Below are 15,183 nucleotides of genomic sequence, written 5' to 3'. Positions count from 1 at the left end.
GCAAAAGCCGTCTCAGACGGACGCCCCAACGGAGACCAGCCTGCCCATGCGCCTGTCCTCGCTTTTGATCTCTGGCCTGACCTTTGTCGCCGCTGCCGCGTTGAGCCTGGTGGTGGCCGGTTTTGCGGTGACGGGCATCGAAGCAGGCAGCGAAACCGCCGTACGCCGTGCGCTGGACAAAGCCGGTCACACATGGGCCGAAGTCACCGCTGACGGGCTGCGCGTGATCCTGAATGGCACCGCACCCGATGAGGCCACACGGTTTGGCGTAATATCACTGGTCGGCGGCGTGGTCGACGCGGCGCGGGTGATCGACGAGATGCAAATCACCCCCTCAGAAGGCATTGCCCCGCCCCGGTTTTCAGCCGAAATTCTGCGCAACGACAGCGGCATTTCAATCATCGGGCTGATCCCGCGCGTAACCGACCGCGAAACAGTGATCACCCGGCTGAATACAATCGCAGGTGCGGATCAGGTTGCGGATCTGCTGGAAACCGCAAATTACACCGCTCCCAAGGGCTGGATGCCCGCAATGGACTACGCATTGGATGCGCTGAGCCTGCTGCCCCGGTCGAAGATCTCGGTCGAGGCAGAGGAAGTCTCCATCACAGCCATTTCCGACAGCGCCGAAGCCAAGGAACAGATCGAGAAACGCCTGACGCGCATGGCGCCGGCCGGGCTGCGCCTGTCGCTGGATATTGCGGCGCCGCGCCCGGTCATCACCCCGTTTACGCTGCGCTACAGTCTGGATGACACCGGCGGCCGTTTTGATGCCTGCTCCGCCGAAAGCGAGCTGAGCCGCGACCGCATTCTGCGGGCGGCGACCAAGGCCGGGTTTGACGGCAAGGCTGATTGCGTGATCGGCATGGGCGTGCCCTCGCCCAATTGGGCCCGCGCCGCAGAGCTGGGCATTGCATCCCTGGCCGAACTGGGTGCGGGATCGGTGACGCTGGCCAATGCCGATATGACGCTGGTTGCAACGGAGGGGACCGCACCGACACTGTTTGATCATGTGGTCGGCGAGCTGGAGAGCGCGCTGCCCCAGGTTTTTGCCCTGCATGCGGTCTTGCTCGAGCCGGAAACCAATGAAGGCAGCGGTCCACCTGAGTTTACCGCAACCCTGAGCCCGGAAGGCCAAGTGCAGCTGCGGGGGCGGATTTCGGATGAGGCGCTGCGCCAGATCAGCAGCAGCTATGCCAAGGCACGGTTCGGTTCACAGAATGTCTATAGTGCCACGCGGGTGGTTGAGGATCTGCCTGCCGATTGGCCGGTGCGGGTGCTGGCCGGGCTTGAGGCGCTGTCTCATCTTCAGCGCGGCGCGGTGTCTGTGACCCCGGACAGCCTGAGCCTGAACGGAATGAGCCACCGCGAAGATGCGCCCTCTGAGATCGCCAAGCTGTTGTCCGCCAAATTGGGTGAGGCAGAGAGCTATGAGCTGAACGTCACCTATGAGGAGCCGCCGGAACCTGCGGATAAGCCGATGTCGCCGGAACTGTGCGAGGCGGAGCTGGCGGCGGTGCAGACAGTCTCAAAAATCACCTTTGAACCGGGGTCGGCGACCGTGGCCGCCGACAGCCGGGACACATTGGATCAGATCGCCGGCATCCTGGCGCGCTGTAACGGGGTGCGGCTGGAAATCCAGGGCCATACCGACAGTCAGGGGCGCGAAGAAATGAACCAGAACCTCAGCCAAGCACGGGCACAATCGGTTCTGAATGAGCTGCGGGGCCGTCGTCTGGTCACCAGCAGCTTCACCGCCAAGGGGTACGGCGAAAGCACCCCGATTGCGAGCAATGACACCGAAGATGGCCGTGAAGCCAATCGTCGGATCGAATTCCGCCTGATCCGCCCTGCTAATGAGGCCGCCAGCGAAACCACGCTTGATGAGGCCGCCACCGCCCCTGAAGGCACCTCAGAGACCCCTTCCGACAGTGAACAGGAGACATCCGGACAATGAACAGGACAGAGTTCATCATCACCACTGCCATTATCCTGTTTGTCGCCTTTGCGATGGGGTGGTTTGCCAATTGGCTGGTGCATCGCTTTACCCGCGTGAAGCAAAGCGACGTGGCCGATCTGGACCGGATGAGCCAGGAATTGCACGAAGCAGAAGAAACCCGCGATCAGGCGATCACCTATCTGCAGCAGCGTGAGGCGGAGCTGTCCAATCAGCTGGCCCAGACCGAGGCAGAGTTGCGGGCGGCGATGGACGGTCTGCGGGATGCGCGCCGCGAAGCCGAAGAACTGCGCGGACAGCTGCACGCCTGAGGCACTCTGCGGGGATTATACAGTCTTCCCAGCGGGTCAGTCGATGCGGGGTCAGTCCCAGCGGGACAACGCCTCTTCGTCGCTGTCCTTGGCCTCGACCCAGTTGCCGGTGCCGTCCTGTGTCAGCTCTTTCTTCCAGAAGGGGGCGCGGGATTTGAGATAATCCATCAGATATTCCGCCGCCTCAAACGCATCGGTGCGATGGCGTGCCGCGGTGGCGACCATCATGATCTGCTCGCCCGGAACCAACCGCCCATGGCGATGAATGACCAGCGCATCCGCAAGGAACCAGCGCTGTTGTGCCTCCTGCGTGATCGCCTCTATCGCGCGCTCGGTCATGCCGGGGTAATGCTCAATCTCCATCGCCACCATGTCGCCGTTGTCGGCCCCCCGCACCACCCCGGTGAAGGTTACAATAGCGCCGGCATTGGCGCCGGAGGTCGCAACATCCGACGCAAAGCGCTGGCTTTCCTCCCCCAGATCAAAGGCGTCCGTCTGCACTGCGATCCGCATCGCTCAGCCTCCGGTCATCGGTGGGAAAAATGCCACCTCTCGCACGCCATCAAGCGAGGCATCAAAATCAGAGAGGTCCTGATCCAGCGCCACACGTAGCGCCGACAGATCGGCGAAGGCGGCCGCATAGCGCGGATCGCGGGCGCTGAGTTCGGCCACCAGATCGCGCACATTTGCGGCCGTGCTGTCCACACGCTCCTTGGGCAGTCCGATACGCTCGCGCACCCAGGCGAAGTAGAGAACATCCATCAGCGTGTCTCCTTCAGATGTGGCAGCGCCTTGCGCATGTAGTCGGCGCCAGTGATCAGCGTCAGCGCCGCCGCGACCCACAGCAGCAACAGGCCCAGCCGGCTGGTCCAGATCATACCCTCGTATTTCCAGCGCAGGCCAAATTCATCGCTGACCTCCCCCAGCATAATCTGATCGACAAGCGCCTGATCCATGCCAAAGGAAGACATCACCAGATAGTGTTCGAAAATCCCTTGGGAAAACAGCGTGGCGATGGCGATCATCTGCGCGGTGGTCTTCCATTTTGCCAGCGCCGTCACCTTGAGCGTGCCAGCCGTATCGCCGAGATATTCGCGCAGACCGGAGACAAACACCTCACGAAACAGGATCACCGTGGCGGGCAGCACCAGCCAGGGAGTCCAGTGTTCAGCGGCGTATCCAACGAGGATCATCAATGCGATCACAACCATCGCCTTGTCAGCGATGGGATCAAGCATCGCCCCCATCTTCGTCTCCTGCCCCCAGGACCGGGCGAGGTAGCCGTCAAACCAGTCGGTGATCGCCGCGCTGACAAAGAGGATCAGCGCAAACCAATCCGCATAGGGGCGCGAAAAATAGAGGAACATAATCGCGAGCCCCGGTGCTGCCACCAGGCGCATCAGGGTGAGGATATTGGGCACGGTCCATTTCATGGCTGCACACTAGCCCGCAGTTTCACGGGTGGAAAGCGGTACAGATGAATTTTCGGAGGCGAATGGCCACATCTTCGCGACTGTTTTTTGACCATCAAGTCAGGACCTTGTCGCCGCGATACCTTCTGCCACCCACGAAGCGCGCCACGCCGACACCAGATCGCTGCCAGGCAGGCTGACACTGGAGTTGGACGCCTACCCCTGCGCGTGGAAGAAATCATAGATCCGTTGCGCCAGCGCCGCCGAGACCCCCTCTACCGCCTTCAGGTCTGACAGGTTGGCCCGGCTGACCGCCTTGGCGCTGCCAAAATGCGCCAACAGCGCACGTTTGCGGGCTGCACCGACGCCCGGCACCTCATCCAGCGGCGTGGCGCCCATGGCTTTCGCCCGTTTGGCGCGGTGGGTGCCAATTGCAAAACGGTGCGCCTCATCCCGCATCCGCTGCACAAAATAAAGCACCGGATCATTGCGCTGGAGCGCAAAGGCGGGTTCACCCAAGCGGTGAAACTCCTCCTTGCCGTGGTCCCGGTCGACACCTTTGGCGACACCAATCATAGGGATGTCCTGCACACCATGCTCAGCCATGATCTCCGCCACCGCGCTAACCTGCCCGGCGCCGCCGTCAATCAGCAGAAGATCCGGCCAGAGACCCTTCTCGCGGTCAGGGTCCTCTTTCAGCAGACGAGAGAAGCGGCGGTTGAGAACTTCCTTCATCATGCCGAAATCATCACCGGGAGTGAGATCATCTCCCCTGATGTTGAACTTGCGATAGGCGTTTTTCATGAACCCCTCCGGGCCGGCAACGATCATGCCCCCCACCGCATGGCTGCCCTGAATATGAGAGTTGTCGTAGACCTCGATCCGCTGCGGCGGACCCTCCAGACCAAAGGCTTCAGCCACACCGCGCAGCAGTTTCGCCTGTGTCGCGCTTTCGGCCATGCGGCGGGCGAGAGATTCGCGGGCGTTGCGGACGGCACCTGCCACCAGCTCTGTCTTCTCCCCCCGTTGCGGCACCAGAATTTCGACCCGGCGCCCGGCCTTATCGCTGAGAGCCTGTTCCATCAGGTCGCCATTCTCAATCTCATCAGACAGGATCAACTGCCGGGGCGGTTCCTTGTTGTCGTAGAACTGGCCGATGAAGGCCTCCATTACCTCCGCCGGGGAGACGTCCCCGTTGATACGGGGGTAGAAATCCTGGTTGCCCCAGTTCTGATTGGCCCGAATGAAAAACACCTGCACGCAGGCCTGTCCGCTGTCGAGACACAGACCGATCACATCTGCCTCCGCCACACCACGTGGGTTGATACCCTGCGAGGTCTGCACCTGTGTCAGCGCCTTGATCCGGTCGCGCAGGGCGGCGGCGCGTTCAAACTCCATCGCTTCGGAGGCTGCGGCCATCTGCTCGGCCAGTTCCTCTTGAATCTTGGTTGAGCGCCCGGACAGGAAACGTTCGGCATCCCGCACAGAAGACGCATAGTCCTCGGCCGATATCTCGCCGGTACAGGGCGCGGTGCAGCGCTTGATCTGATACTGCAGGCAGGGACGCGTGCGGCTTTCAAACATCGCATTGCTGCAATTGCGCAGCAGGAAGGCCTTCTGCAACTGATTGAGAGTTCGGTTCACCGCGCCTGCACTCGCGAAGGGACCAAAGTAGCTGCCCTTCTCGCGCCGGGTGCCGCGGTGTTTCTTGATTTGCGGAAACGCGTGATCCTTCGCGACCAGAATATTGGGGAAACTTTTGTCGTCACGCAGCAGCACGTTGTATTTCGGCTTGAGCTGCTTGATCAGGTTCTGCTCCAGCAGCAGTGCCTCAGTCTCCGTGCGGGTGGTCAGGAACATCATCGATGCGGTTGCCGCAATCATCCGCTCAATCCGGGGCGAATGGCCCGGACGGGAATAGTTCGACACCCGCGCCCGCAGATTGCGCGCCTTACCGACGTAGAGGACACGGCTCTCACTATCCAGCATCCTGTAGACGCCCGGAGAGCTGTCCAGGGTCTTCAGATAATCCTGTATAACGGCGTACCCCGTCCGGAGGGTCGGGCGTGCCGTTTCAGGCGAGGTTTCGGGCTGATGGTCTGTCATGTTTCGAGATCTATGATTCCCGCAGGTGGTCTGCAATGTTAGCGCATCAGGATCAACATGGAACAAATCCACTGATGCTGTGGATAAGTCTGGTAATATCTTATGGCTATCCGCGATTTTTCCTTATTTTTGGCTGATTTCCAGCGTTTGCCTAAAAAATAGGCACTTATGTAAGCTATTGATATCACAACAAAATTTTTCGTATTGCGGACAAGTTTATGATTTCAAAAGGATTTTTGTAACGGATTTACGACGGGTTGACGCTACGTGCACAACTTCGGCGCTACCACTTTTGAACCGCTCCGCAAAGTGGGTTATTCCAGCCCCACAACGTCCGGTGTTTCCCAGCTGAGATGCTGACCGCTATCGATGCAAATCAGCTGCCCGGTGACCGATGGCGCGCGCAAAAGATAGCTCAGCGCCGCTCTGATATCAGCCGGGTCGGCACCGCGCTGCAGCGGGGTGTTGGCACATTGGCGGGCGAATTGGCTTTCGCTTTGCCGCGGGCCTCTCAGCGTGGGTCCCGGGCCGATACCATTGACACGGATGCGGGGCGCAAGCGCCTGCGCACTGGTGCGGGTCAGCGTCCACAGCGCGGATTTCGCCAGTGTATAGGTCATGAAATCCGGTGTCAGTTTGCGCACGCGCTGATCAATAAGATTGATGACGGAGGCAGACGCCAGCGCCCGCCCCTGCTCATCAACCTGTTGCGGCAGATCCTGTGCGGCCAACTGCTGCGTCAGGATAAAGGGCGCACGCAAATTGCTGTCCATGTGGCGATCCCAGCTGTTGCGGGTCGCCGTCTCCAGACTGTCGTGCTCAAATATAGAGGCGTTGTTCACCAGACAGGTGATCGGCCCTCCCAGAGCCTCCGCAGCGGCAGGCAGCAGAGCCTCAGTCGCTGCCTCCTCCAGCAGGTCGGCCTGCAGGGGAACAGCAACGCGGCCCATCGCGCGAATATCTGCCGCTGTGGTTTCTGCCGCATCAGCTGAGCTCGCGTAGTGGACAGCGACGTCATAGCCGTTTGCCGCCAGTTCCAACGCCATCGCGCGGCCAAGTCGCTTGCCCGCGCCGGTTACCAATGCCCGCATTTTGCTCTCTCCTCATCTGCCTGTTGGCAATGAGTTAGAACAGCTGCACCAGGTAGACCACATAAACGGCAGATAAAATCACACCCCAGGTGCGGGTGATGTCCATTTTGAAGAAGACAAAGGGCACCAGCAGCAGTGACGAGGCCAGCATCACCCAGAGATCCGCCCGCAGGAAAGAGGGGTCAACACTGATCGGACCAACAAAGGTCGCAATGCCGACAATCGCCAGCAGATTGAACATGTTGGAGCCGATGACATTGCCAAGCGCGACATCCGCCTGACGGCGCAACGCGGCCATGACGGTGGTCGCGAGTTCCGGCAAAGAGGTGCCAATCGCCACCAGCGTCAGGCCGATCACAGTTTCCGTGACCCCATAGGTGCGGGCGATGATCGACGCGTTGTCGACCAGCAAATCAGCCCCCAGCGGCAAGCCGATCAGCCCCAGGAAAAGGTAGATGCCGATGCGCCAGTAAGGCATATCGGGATCGGCCTCCTCGATGTCATCCAGCTCACTGTTCTTGCCATTGCGGCGATGGGCGCGGGCCTCGCGGAAGGCAACACCAAGAACCACAGACAGAGCCGCTAGCAGGATCAGGCCGGACCAGACCGTGAAAGTCCCGCAGAAGGCCAGTCCGATAAACAGGACCGAGGCGATCAGCATAAACACATAGTTCTTGCGCGTGTCGCACTCGCTGGTGTGCAAGGATCGCATCAGGGCGGGAATGCCTAGGACCATCAGGATGTTGGCCGTGTTTGACCCGACCACATTGCCAAGCGCAATCCCGTCAGCGTTTTCCCCGACGGCGCGGATGGCGATCAGCAGCTCCGGCGCCGAGGTGCCAAAAGCCACGATCGTCAGACTGACAATCAACGCCGGCACACCCAGCCGCAGGCTGAGGTTCACAGCCCCGCGCACCAAAGCGTCCCCGGCGAGCAGCAGGATCACAAGCCCAAGTCCAGACAACAGCCATGGCATCATTGCCGAGGCCCTCCATTCTTTTTGCAGGCGCAGGGGCCTTTTCCGATCTTGAAGCGGCCGCAGCTGCCACAGCGCCGCGAGGCCAGATGTTTTTGGCCGGGCATCCGCAGCTTGCCGAACATCGCCAGCACAGCCATCACCACAAGAAACAGGGAAACGATCTTAAAAATCACGTCAGAGGCCAAACCGCGCGTATTCGGCGCGTTCCTCAATGCCGCTCAGCGCGTCTTGCGCAATCTGCACACCGATCCGCCCCAGAAGCGGCTTCTTAATGCCGTAGCGGCGGAACCGCACCTTGGGACCAAAGCGCGCCTGCATTTTGGGGCGCAAATGGCCGATGCCATCAATCAGACCAAGGGAGACGGCGCGTCGCCCGAGCCAGATCTCACCGGTATAGAGATCCTCGCTGGTGTCCAGTTTGTCGCCACGGCGGTCTTTGACATGGGCGATGAAATTGTCGTGGATATCGCCCAAGAGCTGCTTCAGGCGCTTCACGTCCGCTGCATTTTCCGGGCGGAACGGGTCCAACATCGATTTGCTGCGACCGGCCGTGTAGACCCGCCGCTCGACGCCTTGACGCGCCAGGAACACATGGGCACCGAAGCCTGCGGAAATGACGCCAATGGAGCCAAGGATCGAGCTTTCATCGGCCCAGATCTCATCCGCCGAGGCCGCCAGCCAGTAGCCCCCTGAGGCCGCCACATCTTCAACAAAGGCGATGGTCGGGACCTTCAGCTCCTCAGAAAGGCGGCGAATGCGCGCGCCGATCAGGGCGCTTTGCACGGGTGAGCCACCGGGCGAGTTGATCTCGAGCGCGACCGCAGCCGGTTTGCCCTTGCGAAAGGCACGTTCCAGCACCGGGCCAAGCGCGGCATCATTCAGCGCACCGCGACCGGCCATGCCAATGGCGCCATTGAGGCGCACAAGAGCAACCAGCGGTGGCTTGTTCAAGAAGGGCAATTTCAGGTTCATGGCGCCGATGTAGAATGCCGACTGCCCTGAAACAAGGGATGGCGCCGGAACGAAGCAAGCGCAGCGGCAAAAAAGCCGCGCAGCTTGGGTAAAATTGCAACGTTCCCTCAATACGTGCGACGTCCGCACAGATTGTCTGCCGTTGGGGCAGCCTGATCAGGGCCGCCCCGATATCGTGTGTGTGATGCTCAAGACCCGTCGCCGGGGCGTGATGGCCTGACCAAATTGCCTGGCCATCAGGACCGAATGCGCCAACCGGTTTTGAAGATCCACCAGATCACCGCAAGACAGAGTGCTGTAAACCCACCGATCGCCAGAAGGCTAAGCCCGACAGGAACATCTGAGGCGCCGAAGAACGACCAGCGGAAACCGGAGATCAAATAGACCACCGGATTGAAGAGGGTGATCTTCTGCCAGATTGGCGGCAGCATCGAGATCGAATAAAACGACCCGCCCAGGAACACCAGTGGCGTGACGATCAGCAAAGGCACCAGTTGCAGCTGCTCAAAGTTCTTGGCCCAGACCCCAATGATGAAGCCCAGCAGAGCGAAGCTGACGCATGTCAGCACCATGAACAACACCATAGCCAGCGGGTGCGCGATGGTCAGATCAACAAAGAGCGACGCCGTCACCAGAATAACCACGCCGATGAACAGCGCCTTCGTCGCCGCCGCACCCACATAGCCAATCACGATCTCCAGGAAATTCACCGGCGCGGAGAGCAACTCATAGATGGTGCCGATAAATTTGGGAAAATAGATCCCGAAGGACGCGTTGGACGTGGCCTGCGTCATCACGCTGAGCATGATCAGACCCGGCACGATAAAGGCACCGTATGGCACCCCTTCGACCTGATCAATGCGGCTGCCGATGGCGGCTCCGAACACAACGAAGTAGAGCGAGGTGGACAGCACCGGAGACAGGAAACTCTGCATCAGCGTGCGAAAAAACCTCGCCATTTCAAAGCGGTAGATAGAAGCGATTGCGGTCCAGTTCATGTCGATTCTCCTGAAACCAGCCCGACAAATATGTCTTCAAGGCTGGATTGCCGGGTTTGCACATCCGCCAGCGTAAGGCCGGATTTTGCCACGTCGTTCAGCAGCGTCGTGATGCCAGTGCGCTCCGCGTTGGTGTCGTAGGAATAAATCAGCCGGCGGCCATCCTCGGTCAGGGACAGCCCATAGGCGGCAAGGCTGTCGGGGACCGCTGTCAGCGCGTCGGTCAACTGGACTTCCAGCTGCTTCTTACCGAGCTGCGCCATCAGCTTGGCCTTCGCCTCGACCAGCAGGATTTCTCCATTGGTGATGACGCCCACCCGATCGGCAATGGCCTCGGCTTCCTCGATATAGTGGGTGGTCAGAATGATGGTGACTCCATCGCGCTTCAGCTCTGCCACCACATCCCACATGTCTTTGCGCAGTTCCACGTCGACGCCAGCGGTCGGTTCATCGAGAAACAGGATGCGGGGATCGTGGCTAAGCGCCTTGGCAATCAGGACGCGCCGTTTCATGCCACCTGACAGTTCCATAATCCTGCTCTTGCGCTTATCCCAGAGCGACAGTTTGCGCAGGATATCCTCAAGCAAGGCATCGTTGCGCGGTTTGCCAAACAGCCCGCGGGAAAATCTGACGGAGTTCCAGACCGTTTCAAAGGGCTCAAGATTGATTTCCTGCGGCACCAGCCCGATCAGGCTGCGCGCGGCGCGGAAGTCTTCAATAATGTCGTGCCCGCCGACCGAGACATGGCCTGATGTGGGTGTTGTGATGCCGCAGACGGTTGAAATCAACGTGGTTTTACCGGCACCATTTGGGCCGAGCAACGCAAGGATTTCGCCCTCCTCAATATCGAGCGAGACACCCTTGAGGGCCTGAAACCCACCCTCATATGTCTTTTCCAAATCACGAATGGATAGGATGGCTGACATTGCTGCCTCCTTCAAAAGTAAACTCATCAGTTCAGCGCAAGGTAGCGTCAACATTGCGCAACCGCCAGCGGGGATTGCAGCGCCAGCGTTTACAGGTGCGCATTATCTTGTGCATTGGTGCAGATCGAATTTTATCTTGACGTCAAACTATTTTTGCATCACCAATTATCTCGACATCAAGATATGAGGCATAACATGGATATTCTTCTTTTTGGGGCGACCGGAGATGTCGGCCGCGCCACGGTGCAGCAGGCCATTGAACGCGGGCACCGTGTGACTGCGATTGCGCGCAATCCAGACCTGCGCGGACCACTGGGCGACCAGCTGGTGACACCGCTCGCCCTGGATGTGTTGACCAGCGCTGAGCAACTGGCCGATCTTGCCCGCCGCCATCAGATCATTATCAGCGCATTGCGCCCGATCGCCGGGCAGGACGCCTTGCTGGTGGCGTTGACGCAAGCGGTGCTGCGGACCGCAGAGGCGGGCAAGATCCCCGCTCTGATCACCGGAGGCGCTGCCCTTTTGAAGTTGGCTGACGGCAGCGGGGAAACGGTGCTGAGCGCACCGGGCTTTCTGCCGGATGCCGTACGTCCGATTGCAGAGGCCTGCGCCGCGCAGGACCATTTGCTGGAAAGCACATTACATCTGGATTGGACCTGCCTGCGCCCACCTGCGATGCTGCAGGAGGGAGAGCGCCGGGACCGCTACGAATGGGGCACCGATACGCTGGTGACCGATGCCGATGGGCTGTCGCAGATCTCCTTTGCCGATTTTGGCGGTGCCTTGATGGATCTGGCAGAGCAGCAAAATCGCCCCGAAAAGCGGTTGACTGTTGCTTGGGGGAACGCCTGAGTTCAGACCCTAATAAGGCAAACCGACGTAGTTTTCGGCCAAAGATGCCTGCGCCGCGTCCGAGGAGAACAGATAGTCGAGATCGGCCTGCTGCAGCCGCAGATCCGCTGGCGACATGTCAGGGAAGCGATGCAGCAGGTTGGTCATCCACCAGCTGAACCGCTCAGCTTTCCAGATCCGCGCCAGCGCGCGCTCGGAATAGCTGTCCAGCGCAGTATCATCACCGCGCTGGAAGTGATCAGACAAACCTTCGTACAGATAATGGATATCCGAGGCCGCGAGGTTCAGCCCCTTGGCCCCTGTGGGAGGCACAATATGGGCGGCGTCGCCCGCCAGAAACAGCGCGCCATAGCGCATAGGCTCCGCCACAAAGCTGCGCAGCGGCGCGATGGACTTCTCAATTGAGGGCCCGGTTTGCAACCCACGCGCCACATCGTCGGGCAAACGTCGCTTCAACTCCTCCCAGAAGGCGGCATCGCTCCAGTCCTGGACCCGGTCGGTCAGCGACACCTGAATGTAGTAGCGGCTCAACTGAGGATTGCGCATCGAACACAGCGCAAATCCACGGTCGTGCCGGGCATAGATCAACTCATCCGCAGCGGGCGATGTCTGCGAAAGCACGCCGAGCCAGCCAAACGGGTAGACCTTTTCGTATTCACGCAGGACATCCGATGGGATCGACTTGCGGCTGACCCCGTGAAACCCATCCGCGCCGACAATGAATTTGGTATCAATGCGACGGGTTTCGCCCTGCTGATCATAGGTAACATAAGGCCGCGCCGTCGTCAGATCATGCAGCGTAACATTCGCGGCTTCGTGGATGATCTGCCCTCCCATGGCGTCACGGGCCTCATAGAGATCGCGCGTCACCTCGGTCTGGCCATAAACCATCACCGTCTGTCCCTTGGCGCTGCCAGCAAGATCGATACGGTCTAGCCGCCCCTGATGGGCAATGTGAAATCCGTGGTGCACCATACCGTCGCGGTCCATACGCGCACTGGCGCCAGCCCGGCGCAGCAAGTCCACAAACCCGTGCTCCAGAACGCCTGCGCGAATGCGTCCCAGCACGTAGTCCCGGGTCTGACGTTCCAGCACGATTGTGTCGATCCCGGCCCGGTGCAGCAGCTGCGACAGCAACAGCCCGGAGGGACCACCTCCAACAATCACCACCTGTGTTGTCTGGCTCTGCATCAGCTCTCTCCTGTTCGCCCATCCATCATGCCGAAACTCCGCCATCTTGCGAATAGACCCAATCGCCGCATTCTTGTATATTTCGCACATGACTGATCCAAAGGCGATAACCACCTACTCCCTGTTTGGGGAGAATACAGAACTGGCGGATCTTCTGCATATCGAGAGCATTGAGGCACGGTCCTCGCTCCATGATTGGTCGCTGACGCCCCATCGCCATGCCCGGTTGCATCAGCTGTTGACGCTGACGCAAGGCGGTGGACTGGCCACGCTTGACGGAAACGAGCAGGATCTTCATCCCCCGTGCATGGTCAATGTTCCCCGTGGCGCCGTGCATGGGTTCCAGTTTAGCAGCGATACCAGAGGATGGGTGCTGACACTGACATCCGATCTTATGGATCAGGTGCTTGGGGATAGTCTCGATATTCTGACAACCCTAGGTCGCGCGGCGGTCACACCGCTACGGGATGACCTGCTACAGCTTCTCACCGCGATCCGCGACGCCTATGACGCCGACGGTTTTGCGCGCACACCGATCCTGCGTGGACTTGTCGGCGCGATCACCGGCACCGTCGCGCAGTGCATCGGCGCGCAGCAGTCGCGCGATGCCAACCCGAAGGCGCATCAACTGTTCGCCCGGTTCGAAACGCTGGTGAACAGGGATTTCCGTGCCCGGCGTCAGGTCAGCGACTACGCGCGCGAACTTGCCGTTTCGACAACGCACCTCAATCGGATAAGTCATCAGGCAACCGGACAGTCCGCCTCGCAGCTGATCAACGAGAGGATGCTCCGCGAGGCGCGACGCCTGCTGATCTATACGTCCATGAGTGCGGCACAGATCGCCTATGAGCTCGGCTATGCAGACCCGGCTCACTTCAGCCGGGTCTTTGCCCGCGGCACCGGGCTGCCACCACGTCGCTTTCGCCGACAAATCATTACGAGCGGGCTGCCCCCTGAGTGAGGAACTACACTCTCCGACAAGCAAAACCGCCCCGAGATATCCCGAGGCGGTTTTTTATCATGTGCAAAGGGTTGCGCCAGCGCTTACTGCTCCGGCCCCAGCTTTGACAGACCCTTCAGAATATCGATGGCATAGGCCAGCTGATAATCTTCCTCGCGACGCTCCGCTGCGGCCTCGGCCTTGGCGCGGTCTTCCTCGATCTGGCGGATCTCATCCTCGGAAAGGCTGTCGTTGTTCAGACGCCCCCGCAGATCTGCCTCAGACCGGGTCCGGCGGGCGGCGGAGGTATTGTCCTCTTCCTCTTCCGCATTTGGATCTCGGCGCGGCTGTTCCACGACAATATCCGGGGACACTCCAAGCGCCTGGATCGAACGGCCAGAGGGCGTGTAATACCGCGCCGTGGTCAGGCGCATCGCACCATCCCCCTTAAGCGGCATCACCGTCTGGACCGACCCTTTGCCAAAGGATTTGGTGCCGACAACAATGGCACGGCGATGATCTTGCAGCGCACCCGCAACAATCTCGGATGCCGAAGCCGACCCGCCATTGATCAGCACCACGATGGGTTTGCCGTCGACCAGATCGCCCGGCGTCGCGTTGAACCGTTCGCCGTCCTCAGGATTGCGCCCACGGGTTGAAACAATTTCGCCGCTGTCGAGGAAGCTGTCCGCCACCTTAATCGCCTGCGTCAGCAGACCACCGGGGTTGTTACGCAGATCCAGTACGATACCGTTGACATTGTCCATGCCGCCGGCCTCTTCCAGCTGCTTTTTCAGGCCCGCCTCAAGGTTTGGCGTGGTCTGGTCGTTGAAGGTGGTCAGGCGCAGAACAACCGTGTCATCTTCGGTCCGGGCGCGTACGGCTGTCAGCTTGATGGTGTCGCGAATGATCGACACATCAAAGGGCTCCGCCTCACCTTCGCGCACAACGGTGATGACGATCTCGGAGCCAACCGGCCCGCGCATCAGATCCACCGCCTCGTCCAGAGCCAGCCCCAGAACACTTTCGCCATCCACATGGGTGATGAAGTCGCCCGATTCCATCCCGGCCTCATCCGCCGGGGTGCCATCAATGGGCGAGACCACTTTGACGAAGCCTTCTTCCTGCGTGACCTCAATGCCCAGACCACCAAATTCGCCACGGGTCTGCACCCGCATATTGGCGGCATCATCCGGGGAGAGATAGCTGGAATGCGGGTCCAGCGAGGCAAGCATGCCACCAATGGCGGCTTCAATCAGCTCAGTCTCATCGACGTCTTCGACATATTGCACGCGGATGCGTTCAAAGATGTCCCCAAAGAGGTCCAGCTGCTCATAAACGCTGGCCTCCCGGCTGCCTTCCTGGGCCAGAAGCGGCTCAGCTACATAGGTGGTGGCAAGGATCCCTGCCAGCGTGCCGCCCACTGCGGCCATCGCGAATTTTCTCAT

General features: G+C 60.1%; 15 protein-coding genes. 4 read left to right on the top strand and 11 right to left on the bottom strand.

Going from position 1 to position 15,183, the window contains the following annotated elements:
* Positions 1 to 46 precede the first annotated feature (46 nt).
* Together D1820_RS14315 and D1820_RS14310 are read left to right on the top strand one after the other, a co-directional pair.
* Positions 47 to 1,957, top strand: coding sequence for an OmpA family protein (locus tag D1820_RS14315; protein ID WP_118069512.1), 1,911 nt, complete (start codon positions 47 to 49; stop codon positions 1,955 to 1,957).
* A complete protein-coding gene (locus tag D1820_RS14310; protein WP_040171367.1) occupies positions 1,954 to 2,268 on the top strand; it encodes a hypothetical protein in 315 nt (104 codons plus the stop codon). The genes D1820_RS14315 and D1820_RS14310 overlap by 4 nt, the downstream gene beginning before the upstream one ends.
* Before the next feature lie 51 nt (positions 2,269 to 2,319).
* Here the strand turns inward: D1820_RS14310 and D1820_RS14305 are convergent, their stop codons facing one another.
* From D1820_RS14305 to D1820_RS14260, 9 genes are all read right to left on the bottom strand, one after another.
* Positions 2,320 to 2,781 (bottom strand): molybdenum cofactor biosynthesis protein MoaE, encoded by a 462-nt coding sequence (locus D1820_RS14305; RefSeq protein ID WP_118069511.1) that lies wholly within the window; start codon positions 2,779 to 2,781, stop codon positions 2,320 to 2,322.
* Positions 2,782 to 2,784: 3 nt separating this feature from the next.
* The gene (gene moaD, locus D1820_RS14300; protein ID WP_040171373.1) at positions 2,785 to 3,030 is read right to left on the bottom strand and encodes a molybdopterin converting factor subunit 1; all 246 of its coding nucleotides are present in this window, start codon (positions 3,028 to 3,030) and stop codon (positions 2,785 to 2,787) included.
* The gene (gene pgsA / locus D1820_RS14295) at positions 3,030 to 3,701 is read right to left on the bottom strand and encodes a CDP-diacylglycerol--glycerol-3-phosphate 3-phosphatidyltransferase (RefSeq protein ID WP_118069510.1); all 672 of its coding nucleotides are present in this window, start codon (positions 3,699 to 3,701) and stop codon (positions 3,030 to 3,032) included. Before pgsA ends, moaD begins: the two co-directional genes overlap by 1 nt.
* A gap of 195 nt (positions 3,702 to 3,896) precedes the next feature.
* Entirely contained in the window at positions 3,897 to 5,786 is a 1,890-nt protein-coding gene (gene uvrC, locus D1820_RS14290; protein WP_118069509.1) for an excinuclease ABC subunit UvrC, read from the bottom strand.
* Positions 5,787 to 6,100: 314 nt separating this feature from the next.
* Complete coding sequence (locus D1820_RS14285; protein WP_102897760.1) at positions 6,101 to 6,877, bottom strand: SDR family oxidoreductase; 777 nt, start codon at positions 6,875 to 6,877, stop codon at positions 6,101 to 6,103.
* Between the two features lie 34 nt (positions 6,878 to 6,911).
* Positions 6,912 to 7,856 carry a calcium/sodium antiporter gene (locus D1820_RS14280; protein WP_118069508.1) on the bottom strand — a complete coding sequence of 315 codons (945 nt, stop codon included), beginning with the start codon at positions 7,854 to 7,856 and terminating at the stop codon, positions 6,912 to 6,914.
* Between the two features lie 174 nt (positions 7,857 to 8,030).
* A complete protein-coding gene (locus tag D1820_RS14270; RefSeq protein WP_118069507.1) occupies positions 8,031 to 8,828 on the bottom strand; it encodes a S49 family peptidase in 798 nt (265 codons plus the stop codon).
* A gap of 236 nt (positions 8,829 to 9,064) precedes the next feature.
* Positions 9,065 to 9,826 (bottom strand): ABC transporter permease, encoded by a 762-nt coding sequence (locus D1820_RS14265; protein ID WP_024098559.1) that lies wholly within the window; start codon positions 9,824 to 9,826, stop codon positions 9,065 to 9,067.
* The gene (locus D1820_RS14260) at positions 9,823 to 10,752 is read right to left on the bottom strand and encodes an ABC transporter ATP-binding protein (RefSeq protein WP_118069506.1); all 930 of its coding nucleotides are present in this window, start codon (positions 10,750 to 10,752) and stop codon (positions 9,823 to 9,825) included. The genes D1820_RS14265 and D1820_RS14260 overlap by 4 nt, the downstream gene beginning before the upstream one ends.
* Before the next feature lie 195 nt (positions 10,753 to 10,947).
* Here D1820_RS14260 and D1820_RS14255 point away from each other — a divergent pair, with 195 nt between their 5' ends.
* Complete coding sequence (locus tag D1820_RS14255; RefSeq protein ID WP_118069505.1) at positions 10,948 to 11,604, top strand: NAD(P)-dependent oxidoreductase; 657 nt, start codon at positions 10,948 to 10,950, stop codon at positions 11,602 to 11,604.
* 9 nt (positions 11,605 to 11,613) lie between these two features.
* Here D1820_RS14255 and pobA read toward each other — a convergent pair whose 3' ends face one another.
* Positions 11,614 to 12,795 carry a 4-hydroxybenzoate 3-monooxygenase gene (pobA, locus tag D1820_RS14250; protein ID WP_162894101.1) on the bottom strand — a complete coding sequence of 394 codons (1,182 nt, stop codon included), beginning with the start codon at positions 12,793 to 12,795 and terminating at the stop codon, positions 11,614 to 11,616.
* A gap of 88 nt (positions 12,796 to 12,883) precedes the next feature.
* On the opposite strand from pobA, the gene D1820_RS14245 reads away from it, so the two are divergent.
* Complete coding sequence (locus tag D1820_RS14245; protein ID WP_118069504.1) at positions 12,884 to 13,756, top strand: helix-turn-helix domain-containing protein; 873 nt, start codon at positions 12,884 to 12,886, stop codon at positions 13,754 to 13,756.
* A gap of 83 nt (positions 13,757 to 13,839) precedes the next feature.
* On the opposite strand, the gene D1820_RS14240 is transcribed toward D1820_RS14245, so the two are convergent.
* Positions 13,840 to 15,183, bottom strand: coding sequence for a S41 family peptidase (locus D1820_RS14240; protein WP_118069503.1), 1,344 nt, complete (start codon positions 15,181 to 15,183; stop codon positions 13,840 to 13,842).

It is taken from the genome of Phaeobacter sp. LSS9, from assembly GCF_003443595.1.
Classification (GTDB): Bacteria; Pseudomonadota; Alphaproteobacteria; order Rhodobacterales; family Rhodobacteraceae; genus Phaeobacter; species Phaeobacter piscinae.
This window is presented reverse-complemented; position numbering and strand designations above follow the sequence as displayed.